We start from the raw sequence: 19,523 nt of genomic DNA, 5'->3' as shown, positions 1-19,523 counted from the left end.
ACAGTCTCGACGGCCTCCGGCCCACCCGCCGGCGGCTCCCTCCTTCTGTGCGGACTCTGAGCGACGTGACGATCCTGAAACGTGCGCGGCGCCTCGCCGAGACGGGGCGCCAGTGGTTCGTGCCGCCCCCGGGCCCGGTCGCCTGGGCCGAGGCCTACCGGTGCGGCATCCTGGTCGCCCTCAACCCGGACGCGGATCCGGACGAGGTCGGGCTCACCCTGGCCCGGGGCGGCGAGCGCGAGCACGCGCTGGCCTTCGATCGCCGCTTTGTCGAGGGCGGCACCGCCTACCTGCATGCCGCCCTCGATCCCGCGCTGTTCGGGACGGCGGCGACCCTGCGGCTGACGGTGACGGAGCCGGGCCGCGCCGACCAGCGGCGGATCGCCGTCGGGCCGGGCTGCCACACGCTCCACCTCGACGGCGTCGTCGGCGGCGTCCTCACGGGCTGGGTCTCGTCGCTGTCCTCCGAGCCGCTGCCGGCGGTCCACCTCGTGGTCGACGGCCTGGAGGGCGAGCCGGTTCGGCCCGAGCTCTACCGGCCGGAGCTGCGCTTCGGGGGCCGCGAGGGCGGCTGGAACGGCTTCCGCCTCACCCTGCCGGCCTGGGCCCTCGACGGGCAGCCCCACGCGATCGGGGTGCGGGCCGGCGCCACCGCGGTCTCCCTCGGCGACTACGCCCCGCGGCTGCGCGCCAGCCTGCACGTCGAGGCGCCGAGCCGCGTCACCGGGTGGGTGTTCGACGCGGCCGGGCCCGACCGGCCGAGCACGATCCGGGCGGTCCGCTTCGGCGAGGAGGTGGCCCAGGTCGAGACCCATCCCCGGCCCGACCTGCTGGAGCGGTTCGGCCGCCACTCGGCCGCCTTCGCCTTCCCGCCCGGCGCGCTCAAGCCCGGCACCGACCTGGCGGTCGGGCCGATCGGCGCGGGCGAGGTGATCGGCCACCTGCGCGGCAGCATCGATCTCGCCCGGGCCGAGGCGCGCGCCCTCCTGCTGCCCGACGACCCCTCGGCGACGTTCGCCGAGCGCCTCGCCCTGCGCGACCGAATGGTGGCGGCGATCCGGCCCGGCGGCGGCGCGCGCCTCGTCCTCGCCGAGCCGGCGGCGCCCGAGGTCGCGCCGGAGAGCGGCCGCACGCCGCCGCCGGCCTGCGCGATCGTGCCGGTCTATAACGGCCTGTCCGACCTCGAGGCCTGCCTCGCCTCGCTCCTACCGCAGCTCGCGCCCGGGCGCTTGCGCGCCCTGGTGATCGACGACGCCTCGCCCGACGCCGCCGTCACCCGGTATCTCGACGGGCTCGCGGCCGCGGCGCATCCGGGCCTGACGGTCCTGCGCAACCGCGAGAATCTCGGCTTCATCGGCACGGTGAACGGCGGCCTCGCCCTGCTGGAGCCGGGCGAGGACTGCATCCTCGTCAACGCCGACACGGTGCTGGCGCCCCGCGCGCTGGAGAAGCTGGCCCGTGCCTGCCACGGCCGTCCCGGCATCGCCAGCGCCACCCCGCTCTCCAACAACGCCACCATCCTGGGCTTCCCCGGCATGCCGGAGGCGCAAGGACCGCTCCTCGGGCTCTCCCCCGCGGCAATCGACGCGGCGCTGGAGGCCGCGGCGCCGCAGCCGGTGACGATCCCGACCGGCATCGGCTTCTGCCTCTACCTCAACCGGCAGGCCCTCGACGAGGTCGGCGCGCTCTCGCCCGAATGGGGCCGGGGCTATTGCGAGGAGGTCGACTGGTGCCTCAAGGCCCGCGACCTCGGCTGGATCCACGTCGCCGCCACCGACACCTATGTCGAGCACGAGGGCTCGGTCTCGTTCGGCCGGTCCGAGCGGCTGGCGATCCTGGAGCGCAACCACGCGCGCCTCGTCGCCCTCTATCCGGAATACCAGGACGAGGTCGACGCCTTCATCGCCGCCGATCCGCTCCGGCCCTTGCGGCACGCGGTCCTCACCGGCCTCGTCGCCGAGCGGGTCCGACGCCTCACCCTTCATGTCGGCCACGGCCTCGGCGGCGGCGCGACGCGCTACGTCGACCAGGTCAGCGGGCTCGCCCGGGCGAAGGACCACGAGATCGGCCATCTCGCGCCCGCGGGGACGCGCCTCGCCCTCGCCCTCGACGGTGCCGGCGCGCGCCTGACCCTGCGGCCGGAGGAGCTGTTCGGGCTCTTCGAGGCGCTGGAGGAACGGGGCGTCGCGGTCGACCTGCACCTCAACGCCCGCTTCGGCTACGATGCGGCCTTCCTCGACCGCCTGCTCTCGGGCCGCTGGCCCTACGCGGTCACGCTCCACGATTTCCAGTGGTACTGCCCGAAGGTGCATCTGGTCGACGGGCGCGACGTCTACTGCGAGGAACCGCCGGCGGATGTCTGCCGCCACTGCACGGTGCGGGGGGTCGCCTACGATTACGGCGACCAGAACGTCCTGATGGGCGGCGGCCTCGACGGCTGGCTGGCGACGAATGAACGCATCCTGCGCGGGGCCCGACGGCTGGTCGCGCCCTCGTGCGATACCGCCGAGCGCTACGCCCGCCGCCTCGGCCTCACCGGCATCGCGGTAGTGCCGCATCCCGAGGCGATGGCCTCGACCGGTTCCGCCCGGCCGTACCGGCCGCGCACCGGCGCGGTGCGGGTCGCGCTCGTCGGCGGCATCGGCAGCCACAAGGGCTTCGAGCTCGTCGTGGCGCTCGCCGAGCGGGCGGCCCGGGAGCGCCGGCCGATCGCCTTCACGGTGATCGGCCGCGTCGCCGACCCGAGGCGGATCGAAGGGCTCGGCAACCTGACGGTGACCGGCGCCTACGAGCCGGAGGACCTGCCGCGCCTCCTCGCCGACGCCGATCCGGACTACGTGTTCCTGTCGAGCGTCTGGCCCGAGACCTATTCCTACGTCTTGTCGGAAGTCTGGGCGGCCGGCTACCCGGTCATCGCCCTCGACACCGGCGCCCCGGCCGAGCGCATCCGCGCGCGAGGCGGCGGCCTGCTGCTCCCGTTCACCCGCGACACCGCGCTCCTGCTCGACGCGCTGGTGGCCGCCCGCGGCGAACTCGCCGACGTCGTCGTGCCGGTCCTGCCGGCGACGGCGCCGAGCCTCGCGGCCTACGAGGCGGCGATCGAGGCGGGAGCGAAGGCCGCAGCGAAGCCCAGCGCGGACGATCCGGACCCCTGAGGCGGATCCCGGGCGCCCGACGCGGACAGAACGTCAGGCGCTCAGGCGCTTGGCCGGGAAGGGATCGACGGCGAGGAGGTTGCGGCCCATCGCCTCGTTCTCCGCGTCGAGGATCGCCTGGGCGATCCGGCTGACGAGGTCGCAGCTCGCGGCCTCGATGGCGGCATCGTCGCCGGCCCGGACCGCCGCGGCGAGGGCGGTCCCCTCCTGCATCACGATGGCGCGGGCGGTGCGGACCGCGTCCGCGACGGCTTCGTAGGGGCGGGGCATCGGAAACCAACTCCGGAACGGGACGGCGGCGCGGCCGGATCGGCGACGGGGCCGGCCTACCGCTGGGTCGTCGAAACCCCGGAGACCGGGAAACGGTTCCCGCAGGTCACCAGACGGGTCCAGGCAGCCGAGTGCGTGCCGCCGAACGCCGGTCTTCCCATGCGTGCCCGGCCCGCGCCTCGGACGGCGCAGGCCGGAACGGGCAGGCCCGATCGCAGGTGGCGCACCACGGGTGTCTCATCACAGGTGGCTCATCAAAGGTGGCTCATGGCCGCCAGCGTCGTGCCGTCGCTGCCGATGTCGTCGGGGCCGGTCATGCCGAGCAGCTCGATCAGGCGGCCGCGCGCCCGGCTGACACGGCTCTTGATCGTACCGACGGCGACGCCGCAGATCTCGGCCGCCTCCTCGTAGGTGAAGTTCTGCGCCCCCACCAGGACCAGCGCCTCGCGCTGGCTCGCCGGCAGGGTGCTCAGCGCCTCCTGGAAGGCCGACAGCTCGACCCGCGCCTCCTGGTCCGGCAGGGCGGTCAGCCGCCCGGCCATCACCCCGTCGGCGTCCTCGACCTCGCGCCGGCGCTTGCGCTGCTCGGAGTAGAACAGGTTGCGCAGGATGGTGAACAGCCAGGCGTAGAGGTTGGTGCCGGGGGTGAAGCTGTCGGCCTTGGTCCAGGCCCGCACCAGCGTCTCCTGCACCAGGTCGTCGCTGCGGTCGAAGTCGCGGGTCAGAGAGAACGCGAAGGCGCGCAGCGCCGGGATCGCCGCGAGGAGCAGCGCGCGCATCTCGGGATCGACGGAGGTCATCGACGGGGTCATCGCGCATCCTCCTGTCCGGGATCGGCGTCCTCGGCCGCGGCGCCGGCTCGCGCGGGCGTGGCGACGGCCGGGGAACCGGCCGGCATCCCGGCATCCAGCCCGGCGACGAGCGCGGCGAAGCGATCGGGCACCGGCGCGCTCAACAGGTCGTCGTAGTGGGCGCGAAGCGCGCGCCCGAGCCGCCGCCGGGTCTCGGCGTCGAGCTCTCCCCGTCCCACGGGCCGCCCGCGGGATCTCGGCTCAGGTCCGGCCGGAGCGCCGGTGTCGATCTCGTCGTCGCGCATCGCCGCATCGCCTCGCGGCTGATGGGGGCCGGGCGGCGGCGGACGGGATGTCCGCCGGAGCCGCGGGCGCCGATCGGGGGCCGCCTCGTGCTTCGTTCTGCGCCGCAATAAAGCCGTGGATTTTAATGCGATCTGAAACCGGTATTCAGCGAACTTTAATCCGAGCTTAGCCTTGGGAGGCGCGCCGTCCCGCGCGCATCGCGCCTCCTGAACTGTGCAGTGCGGCAGCAATACGGCCAAGATCTGGTGCCGGCGGCGAGGTCGGGGGGTGGGCCGCCCGGCACGCACCGGTGCCGCGCGCATCCTCGCGCCGGTGTGACCTCTCCGCGCTTGTCCGGCCGCCCGCGACCCCTACCCTAGGGCCTACATGTTCCAGCGGGGATGACATCTTGAACCCGAAGTCGCTTCGTGCGCCCGCCGCCACCGCGGCCTTCCTGACGATCCTGGCCCTGACCCCATTGGCCGCGACGCCGGCTTTGGCCCAGCGGGACGATCAGGGCCTGCAGATGAATTGTGCCGGCGACTACTTCAAGCTCTGCGCCGGCGCCGACCCGGACAGCCCGGAGGTCGAGCGCTGCTTCGCGCGCAACCGCGCCCGCCTCTCGCCCCAGTGCCGGGCGGCGATCACCGCCTACGACCGCAAGACCGGCGGCAAGACCTCAGCCGACGAGTAGGCCGACAGACCCGGAGGCCGCCGGGGGACGCGCGGTCCCCCGGCATCACAGCCCCCGGTCGAGCCGCAGGATGCGGCAGGGATCGCCGGCCCGGGCCGCCGGCGCGTGGGGCGCGCGGATCAGCAGCGCCTCGGAGCGGGCGAGCACCGAGAGCATCGAGGAATCCTGGCGCTCGGCCGGGTGGACCACCGGCAGCCGGTCCGGCGCGGTATCGAGAGCGGCCCGCATGTAGTCCTGGCGGCCGTCATTGGCCGGCAGGTCGCGCCCGAGGAGGCCCGGCTCGCTGCGGTCGGATGCGGCCTCCGGGTCGCCGAGGAGCGCCCGGATCAGCGGCTGGACGAAGAGCAGCCCGCACACCACCGACGAGACCGGGTTGCCGGGCAGCCCCAGCACCGCCATCGGCCCGAGGCGGCCGTGCATCAGCGGCTTGCCGGGCCGGAGCGCGATGCGCCAGAAGCCGAGATCGAGGCCCTGGCGCGTCAGCGCCGACTGGACGAGGTCGTGGTCGCCGACCGAGGCGCCGCCGAGCGTGACGAGGAGGTCGGCCCGTCCGTCCCGGGCGCGGGCGATCGCGGCCTCGAGGTCGGCGAAGGTGTCGCCGGCGATGCCGAGGTCGATCGCCTCGGCGCCGGCTTCCTCCGCCATCGCGGCGAGCGCCAGCCCGTTCGAGGCGACGATCTGGTCCCAGGCCGCCGGCTCGCCGGGCCGCACCAGCTCGTCGCCGGTGGCGAGCACCGCGACCCGGGGCTGTCGCCGGACGCTGAGCGTCGGATGACCGCCGGCGGCGGCGAGCGCCACCCGCCAGCCGTCGAGGCGCTCGCCGGCAGCGAGCAGCCGGTCGCCCTCGCGAAAATCCAGGCCGTCGGCGCGGATGTGGCGGCCCGGCGGATTGCCGGCCCTGGCCAGCACCGCGTCGCCGTCGCGCTCGGTATCCTCCTGGATCACCACCGTATCGGCGCCCGAAGGCAGCGGCGCGCCGGTGAAGATGCGGATCGCCTCGCCCGCGCCCACCGGCCCGCGGGCGCCGTGGCCGGCGGCGCTGGTGGCGGTGACGGCGAGCCGCACGGGGGCCTCGGGCGAGGCCCCGGCGACGTCGGCGGCGCGCACGGCGTAGCCGTCCATCGCCGAGGTCGCGAAGGGCGGCTGGGTGCGCAGCGCCCGCACGTCCGCCGCCAGCGTGCGGCCGGCGGCGGCGGTGATCGCGACAGTCTCGGCCTCGACGGGCGTCGCGCCCGCCAGGATGCGCGCCAGCGCCTCGGAGACGGGAAGGAGCGCGCTCACGCGCTCACCTCCGACGACACCGCCTCCCACACGCCGGAGCGACCTCCGCTCTTGTGCAGGAGCCGGATCCCCTCGACCCGCATGCCCCGGTCCGCCGCCTTGACCATGTCGTACACGGTCAGGCACGCGACCGAGACGGCGGTCAGCGCCTCCATCTCGACCCCGGTCGGGCCCTGGACCCGCACCTCCGCGGTGATCCGGATGCCCGGCAGGGCCTCGTCTGGCTCGGCCTCGACCCGAACCCTGGTCAGCAGCAGCGGGTGGCAGAGCGGGATCAGCTCGTGGGTGCGCTTGGCCGCCATGATGCCGGCGAGCCGCGCGGTGCCGAGCACGTCGCCCTTCTTGGCGTCGCCCTCGCGGATCAGCCGCAGGGTCCCGGGGTTCATCACCACCACGCCCTCGGCGCGGGCGGCGCGGTCGGTCGCGGCCTTGTCGGTGACGTCGACCATGTTGGCGGCGCCGGCGGCGTCGAGATGGGTCAGGGACGGCATGGCCTGGCTCCGGCTGAAGGTCTTCCGCGCTTAGCACGCCCGCCGCCGGCCCCGCCACGGCCCGCGCGGCCTCAGGCGTCGAGAGCCGCGCGCTCGTCCTCGCCGAACACCCGCGAGCGCAGGAGGAAGCGCTGCCCCGAGCCGTTCTCGAGCGAGAACATGCCGCCGCGGCCCGGCACCACGTCGATGATGAGCTGGGTGTGCTTCCAGACCTCGTATTGCGGCGCGCTGATGTAGAACTCGGCTCCGCCGATCGCCCCGAGATGCACGTCGCCGTCGCCGACGAGGAAGTCGTGGACGGGGTAGCACATCGGCGCCGAGCCGTCGCAGCAGCCGCCCGATTGATGGAACAGGACCGGGCCGTGCGCGGCGCGCAGGGACGCGATCAGGGCGAGGGCGGCCGGGGTGGCGGTGACGCGGGGTGGGAGTTCGGTCATGGGGGCATCCTTGGGTGGGATCGGCCGGCCTCGGTACCGGATGAGACGCGGGCCGCTCCATCTCCCCGCCCGCGGGGAGAGAAGAGGGCCCGCGCCACTCCTGTCACGAAGACGCTCGTCGGAGAGGCGGGGCCATGCCCTGCCTCCCACCCGCTCTCAGAAGAACCCGAGCTTCTTCGGCGAGTAGCTGACCAGCAGGTTCTTGGTCTGCTGGTAGTGGTCGAGCATCATCTTGTGGGTCTCGCGGCCGATGCCGGACTGCTTGTAGCCGCCGAAGGCGGCGTGGGCCGGGTAGGCGTGGTAGCAGTTGGTCCAGACGCGGCCGGCCTGGATCGCCCGGCCGAAGCGGTAGGCGCGGGAGCCGTCGCGGGTCCAGACGCCGGCGCCGAGGCCGTAGAGGGTGTCGTTGGCGATCGACAGGGCCTCCGCGTCGTCCTTGAAGGTCGTGACCGACAGGACAGGCCCGAAGATCTCCTCCTGGAAGATCCGCATCCGGTTGTGGCCGCGGAACACCGTCGGCTGCATGTAGTAGCCGCCGGCGAACTCGCCTTCCTTCACGTTGCGGGCCCCGCCCGTCAGGCACTCGGCGCCTTCCTGGCGGCCGATATCGACGTAGCTGAGGATCTTCTCGAGCTGCTCGGACGAGGCCTGGGCGCCGATCATCGTCGCGGGATCGAGGGGCGAACCCTGCGTGATCGCCTCGACGCGCTTGATCGCCCGCTCCATGAACCGGTCGTAGATCGATTCGTGCACCAGGGCCCGGCTCGGGCAGGTGCAGACCTCGCCCTGGTTGAGGGCGAACATCGTGAAGCCCTCGAGCGCCTTGTCGAGGAAGTCGTCGTCCTGCGCCGCGACGTCGGAGAAGAAGATGTTCGGCGACTTGCCGCCGAGCTCCAGCGTCACCGGAATCAGGTTCTGCGAGGCGTATTGCATGATCAGCCGCCCGGTCGTCGTCTCGCCGGTGAAGGCGATCTTGGCGATCCGCGGCGAGGAGGCGAGCGGCTTGCCCGCCTCCAGGCCGAAGCCGTTGACGATGTTGAGGACGCCCGCCGGCAGGAGGTCGCCGACCAGCTCGGCGAGCAGCAGCACCGAGGCCGGGGTCTGCTCGGCGGGCTTGAGCACCACGCAGTTGCCGGCGGCGAGCGCGGGCGCGAGCTTCCAGACCGCCATCAGGATCGGGAAGTTCCACGGGATGATCTGGCCGACGACGCCGAGCGGCTCGTGGAAGTGGTAGGCCACGGTGTCGTGGTCGATCTCGGAGAGCGAGCCCTCCTGCGCCCGGACGCAGCCGGCGAAGTAGCGGAAGTGGTCGATGGCGAGCGGGATGTCGGCGTGGGTGGTCTCGCGGATCGGCTTGCCGTTGTCCCAGGTCTCGGCCAGCGCGATCAGGTCGAGGTTGTCCTCCATCCGGTCGGCGATCTTGAGCAGGATGCGGGCGCGCTCGGCCGGTGCCGTGCGGCCCCAGGCCTCCTTCGCGGCGTGGGCGGCGTCGAGCGCCCGCTCGACGTCCTGCGCGTCCGAGCGGGCGACCTCGCAGATCACCCCGCCGGTGATCGGCGACGTGTTCTCGAAATAGCGGCCGTTCGCGGGCGCGACCCACCGGCCGCCGATGAAGTTGTCGTAGCGGGCCGAGAAGGGCGACTTCGTTTTCGCCTCGGCGAAGAGTTCCGGCTTGTTCATGCGTTCCTCCCACGTCTCCCGTCGGCGGGGTGTGGCGGGAGATCACCCGGCAGCGCGCGTGCCAGCCGGCCGACGAACTGCGCCGGGCAGAGGCCGATTCTCGGCAAGCCGTTGACGGGACTGAAACTTGCCCGTCCCGACACGCGACGTTGGACCAAACTCCGATCCCGTCCGGCCGTCGCCGCGCTGGATCCGGCGCGCGACACCTGCGACACTTGTCGCAAACAGCGACAGGCCGCCCGGACGGGCGGCGACACAGGGAGGCGCGCCGCGCATGCAGAGCCGCGTGACCACGCCCCGCACCCTGCTCGCCGCACGGCGGCAGGCCTTCGGGCCGGGGGTGGCGGAGCCGCCGCCGCCGATCCTGCGCTCCTGGGAGCGGTGCGCCGCCCTCGGGCTCGATTTCGGGCAGCGCCCCCGGGTCGAGCCGCTCGGCGCCGCCGAGATGCGGGCCGCCTTCGACCGCAGCGAGGCCCTGCGCCAGAGCTGCCGGCCCGAGATCGAGGCGCTGCACGCCGAGGCCCGGGCGACCGGGAGCCTCGTCATCCTCACCGATGCCGACGGGCTGATCCTGGACACGCTGGGCAGCGATTCCTTCGCCGGACGCGCCGCGCAGGTGGCGCTTCGCCCCGGCGTGCCCTGGAACGAGAGCCTGACCGGCACCAACGCCATCGGCACCGCGCTGGTCGAGCGCCGCCCGGTCGAGGTGCGGGGGCCCGAGCATTACTTCGAGCCGCACCGGATCCTGAGCTGCGCGGCGATGCCGATCCTCGGCCCGGACGGCACCGTGCTGGGCGTCCTCGACCTGACGGGGCCGGCGGCGATCCACCAGGGCCACGCCCTCGGGCTGGTCGGGCTCGCGGTCGCCGCCATCGAGCACCGGCTGCTCGACGCGGTGCCGCCGGGCTGCGAGGTGCTGCGGCTGCACCGGGATGCCGCGCTCCTCGGGACGCCCCGCGAGGGCGTGCTCGTCCTCGAAGGACGGCGCCTCGTCGGCGCCAACCGGCACGGTCTCGCGCTGCTCGGCCTCTCCTGGGGCGATCTCGGGGCCGAGCACGCCGCCGGCCATGGCGGCGGCCTCGCCCCCAACCTCCTGTCCCTGCGCGATGCCGGCGGGGCGCCGCTCTACGGCCGGCTCCAGGGCACGCCTTCCCCGGTGCGGCGCCGCCTCCCGGCCGATCGGCCCCCCGAGGCGCCGAACCCCGACGCGCCGATCCTCGATCCCGCCACCGAGAAGCTCCTCGCCCGCGCCGTGCGGCTGATCGATGCCGGCATCCCGGTCGTCGTCGAGGGCGAGACCGGAACCGGCAAGGAGGTGTTCGCCCGTGCCGCCCACGCGGCCTGCGCACGGGCGCACAAGCCCTTCGTGGCGGTGAACTGCGCGGCCCTGCCGGAGACGCTGATCGAGGCCGAATTGTTCGGCTACGAGCCCGGCGCCTTCACGGGGGCGGCGCGCCACGGCGCCAAGGGCCTGCTGCGTCAGGCCGAGGGCGGCCTGCTGTTCCTCGACGAGATCGGCGACATGCCGCTCTCCCTGCAATCGCGCCTGCTGCGGGCCTTGCAGGAGCGCGAGGTGCTGCCGGTGGGCGGCACCCGCCCGGTCCCGGTCGATTTCGCGCTGATCTGCGCCACCCATCGCGACCTGTCCCGCATGGTCGAGGATGGGGCCTTCCGGGCCGACCTCTTCTACCGCATCGCCCCCTACCGGGTCCGCCTGCCGGCCCTGCGCGAGCGGCCCGACCGCCTCGCCCTGGTGCGCGGCCTCTGGGCCCGGTCCGACGGCCCGGCCCGCCGCGTGACCCTGTCGCCCGCGTGCGAGGCGGCCTTGGCCGAGGCCGCGTGGCCCGGCAACCTGCGCCAGCTCGCCGCCTGCCTGAAGGCGCTGGCGGCGTTGGCCGAGGCGGGCGAGGTGCTCGGGCCGGAGGACCTGCCCGAGGGGATCGCCGCGCGGCCGGCGCCCGCGCCCCGCCCCGCCCCGGCAGCGTGCCGACTGGAGACGATCGCCCACGAGGCGATGCGGGCGGCGCTGGCGGCCCATGGCGGCAATGTCAGCCGGGCGGCCCGCAGCCTCGGGATCAGCCGCAGCACGCTCTACCGGCGCTGCCTGGCGGAGGCGTAAGGAGCGCCGCCCGGCCGTGCGGGGGCGAGGCCCTACGCCCTTACCGCGAGAACAGGGACGACAGCGGCGCTTCGTCCCGGTCGATCGGGGTCTTGAGCACGACGTAGCTGAAATACTTGTCGATGCCGATGTCCAGCTCGGTCAGGCGCTCCATGATCGCCTGGTAATGCCCGATGCCGCTGACGACGAACTTCACCAGGTAATCGTAGCCGCCGGAGATGTTGTGGCACTCCATCACCGACTCCTCCTTCTCGACCGCCGTCAGGAAGCGGGCGAAGTCGGAATGGCGGTGGTTCTTCAGCGTGATCTCGGTGAAGATCGTCAGCGCCTGCCCCAGCTTCGCGATGTTGATCCTGGCGTAGTATCCGGCGATGTAGCCGGCGGCCTGAAGCTTCTTCACGCGCAGGAGGCACGGGCTCGGCGACAGGTTGACGATCTCCGACAGCTCGACATTCGTCATCCGCCCGTTCTTCTGCAGTTCGGAGAGGATCTTGATGTCCATGCTGTCGAGTTTCATCGCGCGGATGTGTCCGGGATTGCGAAGAGTTCGAACGATCCGATCTTGAGCGGCGGACGGTACGCGACCGACCGTCCGCCGCCAAGGGCGCGTCCGCTCAGGCGCCGCAGGCCGACAGGAAGTGCCGGCGACACGCCTCGCGGTCCTGCCGGGCGAAGTGGAACAGGCCGAACGTCGCCGTCGGGTTGTTGCGCAGGAGGTAGGGCGCCTTCTCGGGATAGAGCTTGGAGCGCCACTCGGAGATCGTCACCGTCATGGCGTTCCGGGCATCGATCAGGTCGACCAGCAGGGCGGCCTCCTCCGGCAGCAGCGGATCGACGGCGTGGTAGGCCGCGAGGAAAGCGATGGCGCAGGACAGCGGCTCCTCCCCTTCCCGCATCTGGAACGACAGGGCGATGGCGATGTCGTAGACCAGCGGCGTCCGGACGATGTCGCCGAAATCGATGATGCCGCTGACCGCGTCGTGGTCCTCCGGGTCGAGGAGCACGTTGTGGAAGTGGAAGTCGTTGTGGACCACCTGCTGGCGCAGGCGGTCGCCGCGAGCCGCGATCTCGGCGAAGCGCCGGATGGCGTCGCGGGCGAGGCGGCGCTTCTCGGGATCGTCGATGTGCACCGTGCGCGCCTCCAGCTCGCCGGCGCGCTTCATGTCCCAGATGATCGGCCGCGCCTCCGCCGGATGACGGAAGTCGCGCAGCGCGCGCGACAGCCGGGCGAGGCCCTGCCCGAAGGCGCGGCTTTGCGCGGCGGAGCGCCGGGCACGGTGGGCGGGAAAGCCCGGCAGGAAGGTCTGGAGGCGGCCGACATGGTTGTGCCCGTCGAGCGCGATCGCGACCTCCGTCCGCCCGCACGGCGCCGCGACGACGACCGGGACCGGCAGGCCGGGATCGACCGCCCGGACGTGCTGGAGCGCGCGGTTCTCGAAGGCCAGGACCTCGGGATCGTCGGCCGCGTTCCCGAGCTTGAAGATGAAGCCGCTTCCGTCGCGGGCGACGACGCGGGCGGTCAGGTCGCGCTCGCTGGCGAGCGGCTCGACGTGATCCGCCGCGACCCCGAAGGCGGCCTCCACGATCCCGGCGAGGCGGTCGGCATCGGCCCGCGGGGCGGGCGTCTGGTAGGCCGACGCGGGCGGCGACGGATCGCCGGCCGCGCCGGCGGGGACGGGCCTGCTCATCGGGCCGCGAGCGCCCGGTCGAGCACGTCGACGAAGGTGTCGGCGTTCTCCCGCGTGAAGACGAGCGGCGGGCGGATCTTCAGGATGTTGTAGCCGGGACCGCAGACGCTGATCAGCACCCCGTCCTGGCGCATCCGGTTGACCACCCGGCTCGTCAGCTCGCGGTCGGGCGCGCGGCTCGCCCGGTCGGCCACGATCTCGACCGCGGCGAAGAGGCCGGCGCCGCGCACGTCGCCCACCGCCTCGTGGCGCGCCGCCACGCCCTTCAGCCCGTCGAGCAGGTAGGCGCCGACATCCCGGGCATTGGCCATCAGGCCTTCGCGCTCGATGACCTCGAGCACCGCCAGGGCGGCCGCGCAGGAGACCGCGTTGCCCGCGAAGGTGTTGAAGTAGCGGGCGTTCCGGCCGAAGGAATCGACCACCTCGGGGCGGATCACCACGCCGGAGATCGGCTGGCCGTTGCCCATCGGCTTGCCGAGGGTGACCATGTCGGGCACCACGCCGTGGCGCTGGAAGCCCCACATCGTGTCGCCGGTGCGGCCGAAGCCGGGCTGGACCTCGTCGGCGACGAACAGGCCGCCGGCCTCGTGGATCGCATCGACGGCGCCCTTCAGGAAGGCGGTCGGCTCGGTCAGGATGCCGTCGCTGGTGAACAGGCTGTCGACGATCAGCATCGCCGGCTTGATGCCGTGGCGATGCAGGTCGGCGATGGCGGCCCGGACCCCGGCCTCGAAGGCGGCGGCGACGTCGCCCTCCGTCCGGTAGGCGGCGGGCGCCGTCACCCGGCGCACGTGGGAGCCGAGATGGACCGCGTTGCCCAGCGTCGGCGAGTATTCGGACACCGCCAGGGTCAGGCCGTGATAGGCGAAATCGGTGATGATGATGCCGGTGCCGCCGGTATAGGCCCGGGCGATGCGGGTGGCGAGGTCGTTGGCCTCGCTGCCGGTGCAGGCGAACATCACGTGGCCGAGCGCTGCGGGCAAGGTCGCGAGCAGCTTCTCGGCGTAGTCGAGGATCAGGCCGTGCAGGTAGCGCGTGTTGGTGGCCAGCGTGCCGACCTGGCGGCGGATCGCCTCGACCACGTGCGGGTGGCAATGACCGACCGAGGCGACGTTGTTGTACGCATCGAGGAACGCGCGGCCCTCGGTGTCGTAGAGCCAGACGCCCTCGCCGCGCACGAAGTGCAGCGGCTCCTCGTACATCAGGCGGTAGGCGGGCCCGAGCACCCTGGCGCGGCGCGCGACCAGCGCCTCGTCCTGCGCCGAGAGCGCAACGCTGCCCGGCACGAAGGCGTTGGGCATGCTCATGTCGACGATCTTGGTCACGGGGGACCTCCGGGATGGGGTAGAAGCGCCGGGGCGCGGCTCCTGTGCCGCGGCTCGACGAAGCCTGCTCGAATGGTGACATTCGTAGAGCTGACGCATGCGCCAGCCATACGCCGCGTCATCCTGGGGCTCGCCGGAGGCGAGAACCCGGGATGCCGATGGAGGGTGTGATTCCGGCCTGCACAATCGTACCGGCCGTCAGAGGCCGAGCAGCCCCGGCAGGCCGCCGAGATCCTTGATCTCGTGGGTGGCGTAGCCGCTGCAATGCGGCTCGTGCTTGCGGTCGACGAGGACGCGGGCGCCGAAATCCATGTCGGCCGCGGTCATCAGGTCGTAGCGGAAGGACGAGGAGACGTGCATCACCTCCTCGGGCTTCGCCCCGAGCCGGTCGAGCATGACCTCGAAGCCGCGCATGTGCGGCTTGTAGGCGCCGGTCTCCTCGGCGGTGATGACGGCGTGGAACGGAGCCTCGAGGCTCCTGATGCCGGCCGGGATCAGGTCGATCATCGAGTTGGTGAGGCCGACGATCGGGAATTCCCGGGCCACGCGCGTCAGCGGCTCGACCACGTCCGGATGCGGGCCCCAGCCCGGGATCGCGGCGTAGATCGTGTCGGCGTCGCCGTCGCGGTACGCGACCCCGTTGCGCGTGCAGGTGCGGATCAGGGCGTTGGCGACCACGTCCCTGTAGGGCTTGAAGTCGTGGAGCACCTCGTCGAGCCGGTAGTTCGAGAAGTCCCGGACGAAGCGGTCCATCGCCTCGGGCCGGACGCGGTCGGCGTAGAGCGCGCGGGCGGCCGGCGCCATCTCGAAGTAGATCAGGGTGCCGTAGCAATCGAAGGTGATGAACTTCGGCTTGAAGGAGGCCATCGAACGTATCCCGACATTACGACCAGGTGATGCACCGCATCGACTGGTCGTCAGGGTAGGGATTCGCCCGGAAGAGCGTGCGCTGTTTTCGCCCGCATCGCGGCACGCCGCTGCCGTCGCGGGCCGGCGCGGCGGCACGTTCTGCCGCCCCCGGGGCCGTCTCGGAGCCTCGCGTCGCGGCGCCTTTCCGGGACGGGGGCGCGGCGGCAGCGCCGCGCCGGCTCAGAGCTGCGGGTCCTCCGCCGCCTCCAGCCGCCCCGCCCGGATCGCCTCCAGGAACAGGCGGTGATCCTCCGCGTTCCGGTCGCCATAGGCCCGCGCCCAGTCGGCCAGGGCCTCGCGAAAGTCGGCGTGGCGGTCGCGGCCGCAATAGCCGGCGATGGCGGCCGCGTCGCCGGTGCGGGCATGGGCCCGGGCCAGCAGCGCGCCGTAGGCCCAGGAGAAGTAGACCAGCGGCTGCCCGCGCATGCAGCTGAGCGGGATCTCGCCCTTCATGTTCTTCATCTGGCGGACGTAGAACGGCCGGTCGTCGATGCTGGTCCAGCCGAGCAGCGGGTCGCCGACCGCCTGGAGCAGGCGCTGGCCGTAGATCACCCGCTCGCCCTCGTGCGAGGCGTAGGGCTCGGGCATGCCGGCGACGTACGGCGCGTGGGCGGGGCGCACCGCCTCCTTCACCTGCAGGAAGAGCACGTCCTGGTCGGAATTGCCGCAGAGAAGCGCCACGTAGGCCCGCGTTCCGACGCTGCCGACGCCGACGACCCGGTGGGCGACGTCGACGACGTGGTAGCGGCTCAGCATGAACCGGCGCTCCCGCGGCAGGGTCTCGGCGTAGCGCTCCAACCCGGCGGTCACCGCCTCGCGGGTGTCGCCGTCGACCCAGGTCAGGATCGGCGGGTCCTGGCGCAAGCGCCAGCCGCCGTCGACCCGGCGCTCGCCGATCCGGGCGAGCAGGCTCTTGTTGTGGCGCTTGCGCGCCTTCTCGACCGCCCGCTCCACCACCGCGCGGGACTCGTCGTCGATCGCGATCCCGCTGAAATCCAGGTCCTCGGCCCGGGCCGCGCGGTGCCAGACGTCGAGGGGGCCCTGCGGCGCCAGCTCGGTCATGGTGTGCTGGTAGCCGTGGGCCGCCGCCAGCACCGCCTCGCGCCGCTCCGGGCCCGGCACGTCGAGGTCGCGGGCGGCGACCTCGATGCTGGCGCAGAGCCGCTTGAGGTCCCATTCCCACGGGCCGATCGTGACCTCGTCGAAGTCGTTGAGATCCAGCACGATGTCGCGCTGGGGCGTGCCGAACAGCCCGAAATTCGAGATGTGGGCGTCGCCGTTCATCACCACGTCGATGCCGCTCGTCGGCGTCCGGGCGAGGTCCCACGCCATCACCGTGGCGGCGCCCCGCAGGAAGGCGAAGGGCGAGCTCGCCATCCGGGCGACGCGCAGCGGGATCAGGCGCTCCTGGCGCCCGGCCTGCGCCGCCTCGATCAGCCCGACCGGGTCGGGCCGGTCGCCCGTCGCCGGCGCCGGTCCGTGGCCGTCATGCGGCACCCTGACACGCAGGGCCTTGCCGGCGGCGCGGCGCTTCTCCCACGGCTCGCCGGGGGTGCGCAGGTCGATATGAGGGAAGTCGGCGAGCGGCTCCAGCACGATGTCCTCGGGCGGCGCGCCGCCCGCATCCTCGCCGGGGGCGTCGCTCTCGGGCGGGCGGTCCGGGATGTGTCTGTCCATGGAAGGGGGCTCGTCGGCGGCCCCGGTCCGGGGCACGGGATTCAACCTTGGCCATGGCCGAACGTTCCGGGGGCGGGATGAAATCCCGTCCCCGGAACGTGCTGCCGCTCAGCCCTGATGGTCGCGGGCCTCCTGGATGAGGTGCAGGAACTCCGCCGCCGTCTCGCCGCGCCGGTCCGGGTCGTCGCCGGGGCGACGCAGGATCAGGCGCCCGTCGCGGGCCGTGATCTCCTCGGAGAGCGGCATCGCCGCGGGCGCGCAGCCGGGCCGGAAATCCACGGCCAGCCCCTGCGGGCCGCCGGTGAGGCGGGCGACGCCGAGGGCGAGGCAGGCGACGCGCAGGTGGGCGAGCGCGAACAGGGCCCGCACGCCCTTGGGCGGCGGCCCGAACCGGTCCTCGACCTCGCCGCGCAGGGCCTCGACCTCCTCGGCGGAACCGAGGCGCAGGAGGCGGGTGTAGAGGCCGAGGCGGATCTCGGGCTCGGGCACGTAATCCTCCGGCACGTCGCCGGCGAGGCCGAGGCGGATCTCCGGCGCCCAATCCTCCGCCGGCTCGCCCTTGGCGGCACGGAGCGCCAGTTGCAGCAGGTGCTGGTAGAGGCCGAGCCCGATCAGCTTGACGTGGCCGGCCTGGTTCTCGCCGACGAGGTCGCCGGCGCCGCGGAGATCCAGGTCGCGGGCGCTGATGGCGAAGCCCGCGCCGAGGCGGTCGAGGGCCTCGAGCGTCCGCAGGCGCTTCTCGGCGGCCGGCGGCAGCTCGCGGTCGGGCCGGGTCAGCAGGTAGGTGACGCCCCGGCGCTGGCCGCGGCCGACCCGGCCGCGCAGCTGGTGCAGCTGGGCGAGGCCGAAGCGCTCGGCGTCGAGGACCAGCATGGTGTTGGCCCGCGGCACGTCGAGCCCGCTCTCGATGATCGAGGTGGCGAGCAGCACGTCGCCCTCGCCGTCGGCGAAGCGCACCATGATCTCGTCGAGCGCGGCCGGCTTCATCTCGCCGTGGGCGACGACGGTCGTCAGTTCCGGCACCAGCGCCGTCAGGCGCTCGGCCATCGGGCCGATCTCCTCGATCCGCGGGCAGACGACGAAGCTCTGGCCGCCGCGGCCCTTCTCGCGCATCAGCGCCGCCCGCAGGGTGTCGTCGTGGAGCGGGGTCAGGACGGTGCGGATCGGCTGACGCACCGCCGGCGGCGTCGCGATCACGCTGAGCGACTTCATGCCGACCAGCGCCGATTGCAGGGTGCGGGGGATCGGCGTCGCGGTGAGCGTGAGCACGTGGGCGTCGCCCGCCAGCGTGCGCAGGCGCTCCTTCAGGGCGGCGCCGAAGCGCTGCTCCTCGTCGATCACCACGAGGCCGAGATCGGCGAAGGCGACGCCGCGCCCGGCGAGCGCGTGGGTGCCGACGACGAGGCGGATCGAGCCGTCGGCGAGGCCCTGGCGCACGCGCCTGGCCTCCGCGGGTCCCTCGAGCCGCGAGAGCTGCGCGACGCCGATGCCGAAGCGGGCGAAGCGCCGCTCGAAGGTGCGCAGGTGCTGGCGCACCAGCACGGTGGTCGGGGCCACGATCGCCACCTGCCTGCCGGCGAGCAGCGCCGCGGCGGCGGCGCGCAGGGCCACCTCGGTCTTGCCGAAGCCGACATCGCCGCAGACCAGCCGGTCCATCGGCCGCTCGCCGGCGAGGTCCTGGAGCGCCCCGTCGACGGCCCGGGCCTGGTCGGGCGTGAGCGGGAAGCCGAAGCCGGCGCCGAACCGCTCCATCTCGCGCTCGGGCGGCACCAGGGCCGGCGCCCTCGCCGCGCGACGCTCCTCGGCCGCCGCCAGCATGGCGCGGGCGGCCCGGGCAAGCCCCGCCTCGGTGGTGAGGCGCCGCTTCGGCCAGGTGCCGCCCTCGAGCTTGTCGAGGGTGACGGCCTCCTCCTCCGAGCCGTAGCGCCAGATCCGGTCGGCCTGGGCGACCGGCACCATCAGGATCGCGTCATCGGAGAACCGCAGGCGCAGGGCCTCGGTGCTGCCGCCGTCGCCGGTGCCGATCCGCTCCAGGCCCTCGAACACGCACAGCCCGTGGTCGCGGTCGACCGCGACGTCGCCGACCCTGAGATCCACCTCGCCCATCGGCAGGATCACCGGCTGGCCGGCCCCCGCCTTGAGCGAGGTGCCGCCATGGACGTCCGCCGCCGCGATCACCGTGGCGGCGCAATCCGGGACCCGGAAGCCCGCATCGAGGGGGGCGGTCAGCGCCACGACCTCACCGGGCTTGGCCGCGACGGCCTCGAACCAGTCGGCGACGGGCCGGACGCCGCGCTCCGCCGCCCGCGCGGCCTGGCGCGACAGGCGCTTGAGCGCGGCGCCGTCGCCGGCCAGCACCACCCGCTCGCCGGCCCTCAGCCGCTCGCGCAGGTAGGCCGAGAAGGCCGGGCCCGGCCGGCGCTCGCGCGCTCCTCGGCATTCGCCTGCGCCACCGCACGGGCCTTCGCGGTCTTCCGCCATTCCGCGGGCGTCAGGTAGAGCGGCACCGCCTTGCCGCGTTGGCCGACCTCGCTCGCCTCGCCCTCGGCGATCTGCTCGAAGAAGGCGTCGGCGCGGGCCTCGGCCCCGGCCTCGACCACGAGGCGGGCCTCCGGCACGTAGTCGAGCACCGTGACGAGCCGGCCGTAGAGCGTCGGAAGCTGGTGCTCCTGGCCGGTGAAGGGGCGCAGGCGCACGGGCGAGCCGGGATCGAGGATCACC

Annotated in this window: 15 protein-coding genes and 1 pseudogene; 3 read left to right on the top strand and 13 right to left on the bottom strand. The window is 73.5% G+C overall.

Annotated elements, in window-relative coordinates:
* The first annotated feature begins 65 nt into the window (after positions 1 to 65).
* Positions 66 to 3,155, top strand: coding sequence for a glycosyltransferase (locus A5481_RS24895; protein ID WP_048436688.1), 3,090 nt, complete (start codon positions 66 to 68; stop codon positions 3,153 to 3,155).
* 33 nt (positions 3,156 to 3,188) lie between these two features.
* Here the strand turns inward: A5481_RS24895 and A5481_RS24890 are convergent, their stop codons facing one another.
* From A5481_RS24890 to A5481_RS24880, 3 genes are all read right to left on the bottom strand, one after another.
* The gene (locus tag A5481_RS24890) at positions 3,189 to 3,425 is read right to left on the bottom strand and encodes a hypothetical protein (protein WP_048436689.1); all 237 of its coding nucleotides are present in this window, start codon (positions 3,423 to 3,425) and stop codon (positions 3,189 to 3,191) included.
* A 254-nt stretch (positions 3,426 to 3,679) separates the two neighbouring features.
* Complete coding sequence (locus tag A5481_RS24885) at positions 3,680 to 4,225, bottom strand: sigma-70 family RNA polymerase sigma factor (RefSeq protein WP_048436693.1); 546 nt, start codon at positions 4,223 to 4,225, stop codon at positions 3,680 to 3,682.
* Positions 4,226 to 4,233: 8 nt separating this feature from the next.
* A complete protein-coding gene (locus A5481_RS24880) occupies positions 4,234 to 4,521 on the bottom strand; it encodes a NepR family anti-sigma factor (RefSeq protein ID WP_082173506.1) in 288 nt (95 codons plus the stop codon).
* Positions 4,522 to 4,910: 389 nt separating this feature from the next.
* On the opposite strand from A5481_RS24880, the gene A5481_RS24875 reads away from it, so the two are divergent.
* Entirely contained in the window at positions 4,911 to 5,195 is a 285-nt protein-coding gene (locus A5481_RS24875) for a hypothetical protein (RefSeq protein ID WP_048436690.1), read from the top strand.
* A 45-nt stretch (positions 5,196 to 5,240) separates the two neighbouring features.
* Here the strand turns inward: A5481_RS24875 and A5481_RS24870 are convergent, their stop codons facing one another.
* The 4 genes from A5481_RS24870 to adh form a co-directional block, all read right to left on the bottom strand.
* A complete protein-coding gene (locus A5481_RS24870; RefSeq protein WP_048436691.1) occupies positions 5,241 to 6,476 on the bottom strand; it encodes a molybdopterin molybdotransferase MoeA in 1,236 nt (411 codons plus the stop codon).
* A complete protein-coding gene (gene moaC / locus A5481_RS24865; RefSeq protein WP_048436692.1) occupies positions 6,473 to 6,967 on the bottom strand; it encodes a cyclic pyranopterin monophosphate synthase MoaC in 495 nt (164 codons plus the stop codon). Before moaC ends, A5481_RS24870 begins: the two co-directional genes overlap by 4 nt.
* A 71-nt stretch (positions 6,968 to 7,038) precedes the next feature.
* Positions 7,039 to 7,404, bottom strand: coding sequence for a DUF779 domain-containing protein (locus A5481_RS24860; RefSeq protein WP_064504395.1), 366 nt, complete (start codon positions 7,402 to 7,404; stop codon positions 7,039 to 7,041).
* A gap of 156 nt (positions 7,405 to 7,560) precedes the next feature.
* Positions 7,561 to 9,084, bottom strand: a complete 1,524-nt coding sequence (adh, locus tag A5481_RS24855; protein ID WP_064504394.1) for an aldehyde dehydrogenase — start codon at positions 9,082 to 9,084, stop codon at positions 7,561 to 7,563.
* A gap of 274 nt (positions 9,085 to 9,358) precedes the next feature.
* Between adh and A5481_RS24850 the strand changes: the two genes are divergently transcribed.
* Positions 9,359 to 11,203, top strand: a complete 1,845-nt coding sequence (locus tag A5481_RS24850) for a sigma-54-dependent Fis family transcriptional regulator (protein WP_064504393.1) — start codon at positions 9,359 to 9,361, stop codon at positions 11,201 to 11,203.
* A 40-nt stretch (positions 11,204 to 11,243) separates the two neighbouring features.
* Here A5481_RS24850 and A5481_RS24845 read toward each other — a convergent pair whose 3' ends face one another.
* From A5481_RS24845 to A5481_RS24820, 6 genes and pseudogenes are all read right to left on the bottom strand, one after another.
* Positions 11,244 to 11,720 (bottom strand): Lrp/AsnC family transcriptional regulator, encoded by a 477-nt coding sequence (locus tag A5481_RS24845; protein ID WP_048433419.1) that lies wholly within the window; start codon positions 11,718 to 11,720, stop codon positions 11,244 to 11,246.
* A 97-nt stretch (positions 11,721 to 11,817) separates the two neighbouring features.
* Positions 11,818 to 12,891: a phosphotransferase gene (locus tag A5481_RS24840; RefSeq protein ID WP_048433420.1), complete on the bottom strand. Its 1,074-nt coding sequence runs from the start codon at positions 12,889 to 12,891 to the stop codon at positions 11,818 to 11,820.
* The gene (locus A5481_RS24835; RefSeq protein WP_048433430.1) at positions 12,888 to 14,198 is read right to left on the bottom strand and encodes an aspartate aminotransferase family protein; all 1,311 of its coding nucleotides are present in this window, start codon (positions 14,196 to 14,198) and stop codon (positions 12,888 to 12,890) included. The genes A5481_RS24840 and A5481_RS24835 overlap by 4 nt, the downstream gene beginning before the upstream one ends.
* A 216-nt stretch (positions 14,199 to 14,414) precedes the next feature.
* Positions 14,415 to 15,083 (bottom strand): haloacid dehalogenase type II, encoded by a 669-nt coding sequence (locus tag A5481_RS24830; protein ID WP_048433421.1) that lies wholly within the window; start codon positions 15,081 to 15,083, stop codon positions 14,415 to 14,417.
* Between the two features lie 222 nt (positions 15,084 to 15,305).
* Complete coding sequence (locus tag A5481_RS24825; protein ID WP_082173061.1) at positions 15,306 to 16,802, bottom strand: DUF2252 domain-containing protein; 1,497 nt, start codon at positions 16,800 to 16,802, stop codon at positions 15,306 to 15,308.
* Between the two features lie 108 nt (positions 16,803 to 16,910).
* Positions 16,911 to 19,523: pseudogene (locus tag A5481_RS24820) on the bottom strand (helicase-related protein); the annotation flags it as partial.

The sequence above is a fragment of the Methylobacterium platani genome, assembly GCF_001653715.1.
GTDB classification, from domain to species: domain Bacteria; phylum Pseudomonadota; class Alphaproteobacteria; order Rhizobiales; family Beijerinckiaceae; genus Methylobacterium; species Methylobacterium platani.
Note: the sequence above shows the minus strand (reverse complement) of the source record. Positions and strands in the feature narration are given on the sequence as shown.

Excerpts from the sequence above, each read along its gene's own strand:
- moaC (WP_048436692.1), bottom strand. The coding sequence starts at position 6,967 with ATGCCGTCCCTGACCCATCTCGACGCCGCCGGCGCCGCCAACATGGTC.
- A5481_RS24840 (WP_048433420.1), bottom strand. The coding sequence starts at position 12,891 with ATGAGCAGGCCCGTCCCCGCCGGCGCGGCCGGCGATCCGTCGCCGCCC.
- A5481_RS24825 (WP_082173061.1), bottom strand. The coding sequence starts at position 16,802 with ATGGACAGACACATCCCGGACCGCCCGCCCGAGAGCGACGCCCCCGGC.
- A5481_RS24830 (WP_048433421.1), bottom strand. The coding sequence starts at position 15,083 with ATGGCCTCCTTCAAGCCGAAGTTCATCACCTTCGATTGCTACGGCACC.
- A5481_RS24845 (WP_048433419.1), bottom strand. The coding sequence starts at position 11,720 with ATGAAACTCGACAGCATGGACATCAAGATCCTCTCCGAACTGCAGAAG.
- A5481_RS24835 (WP_048433430.1), bottom strand. The coding sequence starts at position 14,198 with ATGAGCATGCCCAACGCCTTCGTGCCGGGCAGCGTTGCGCTCTCGGCG.
- A5481_RS24850 (WP_064504393.1), top strand. The coding sequence starts at position 9,359 with ATGCAGAGCCGCGTGACCACGCCCCGCACCCTGCTCGCCGCACGGCGG.
- A5481_RS24860 (WP_064504395.1), bottom strand. The coding sequence starts at position 7,404 with ATGACCGAACTCCCACCCCGCGTCACCGCCACCCCGGCCGCCCTCGCC.
- A5481_RS24890 (WP_048436689.1), bottom strand. The coding sequence starts at position 3,425 with ATGCCCCGCCCCTACGAAGCCGTCGCGGACGCGGTCCGCACCGCCCGC.
- A5481_RS24885 (WP_048436693.1), bottom strand. The coding sequence starts at position 4,225 with ATGACCTCCGTCGATCCCGAGATGCGCGCGCTGCTCCTCGCGGCGATC.
- A5481_RS24880 (WP_082173506.1), bottom strand. The coding sequence starts at position 4,521 with ATGCGCGACGACGAGATCGACACCGGCGCTCCGGCCGGACCTGAGCCG.
- adh (WP_064504394.1), bottom strand. The coding sequence starts at position 9,084 with ATGAACAAGCCGGAACTCTTCGCCGAGGCGAAAACGAAGTCGCCCTTC.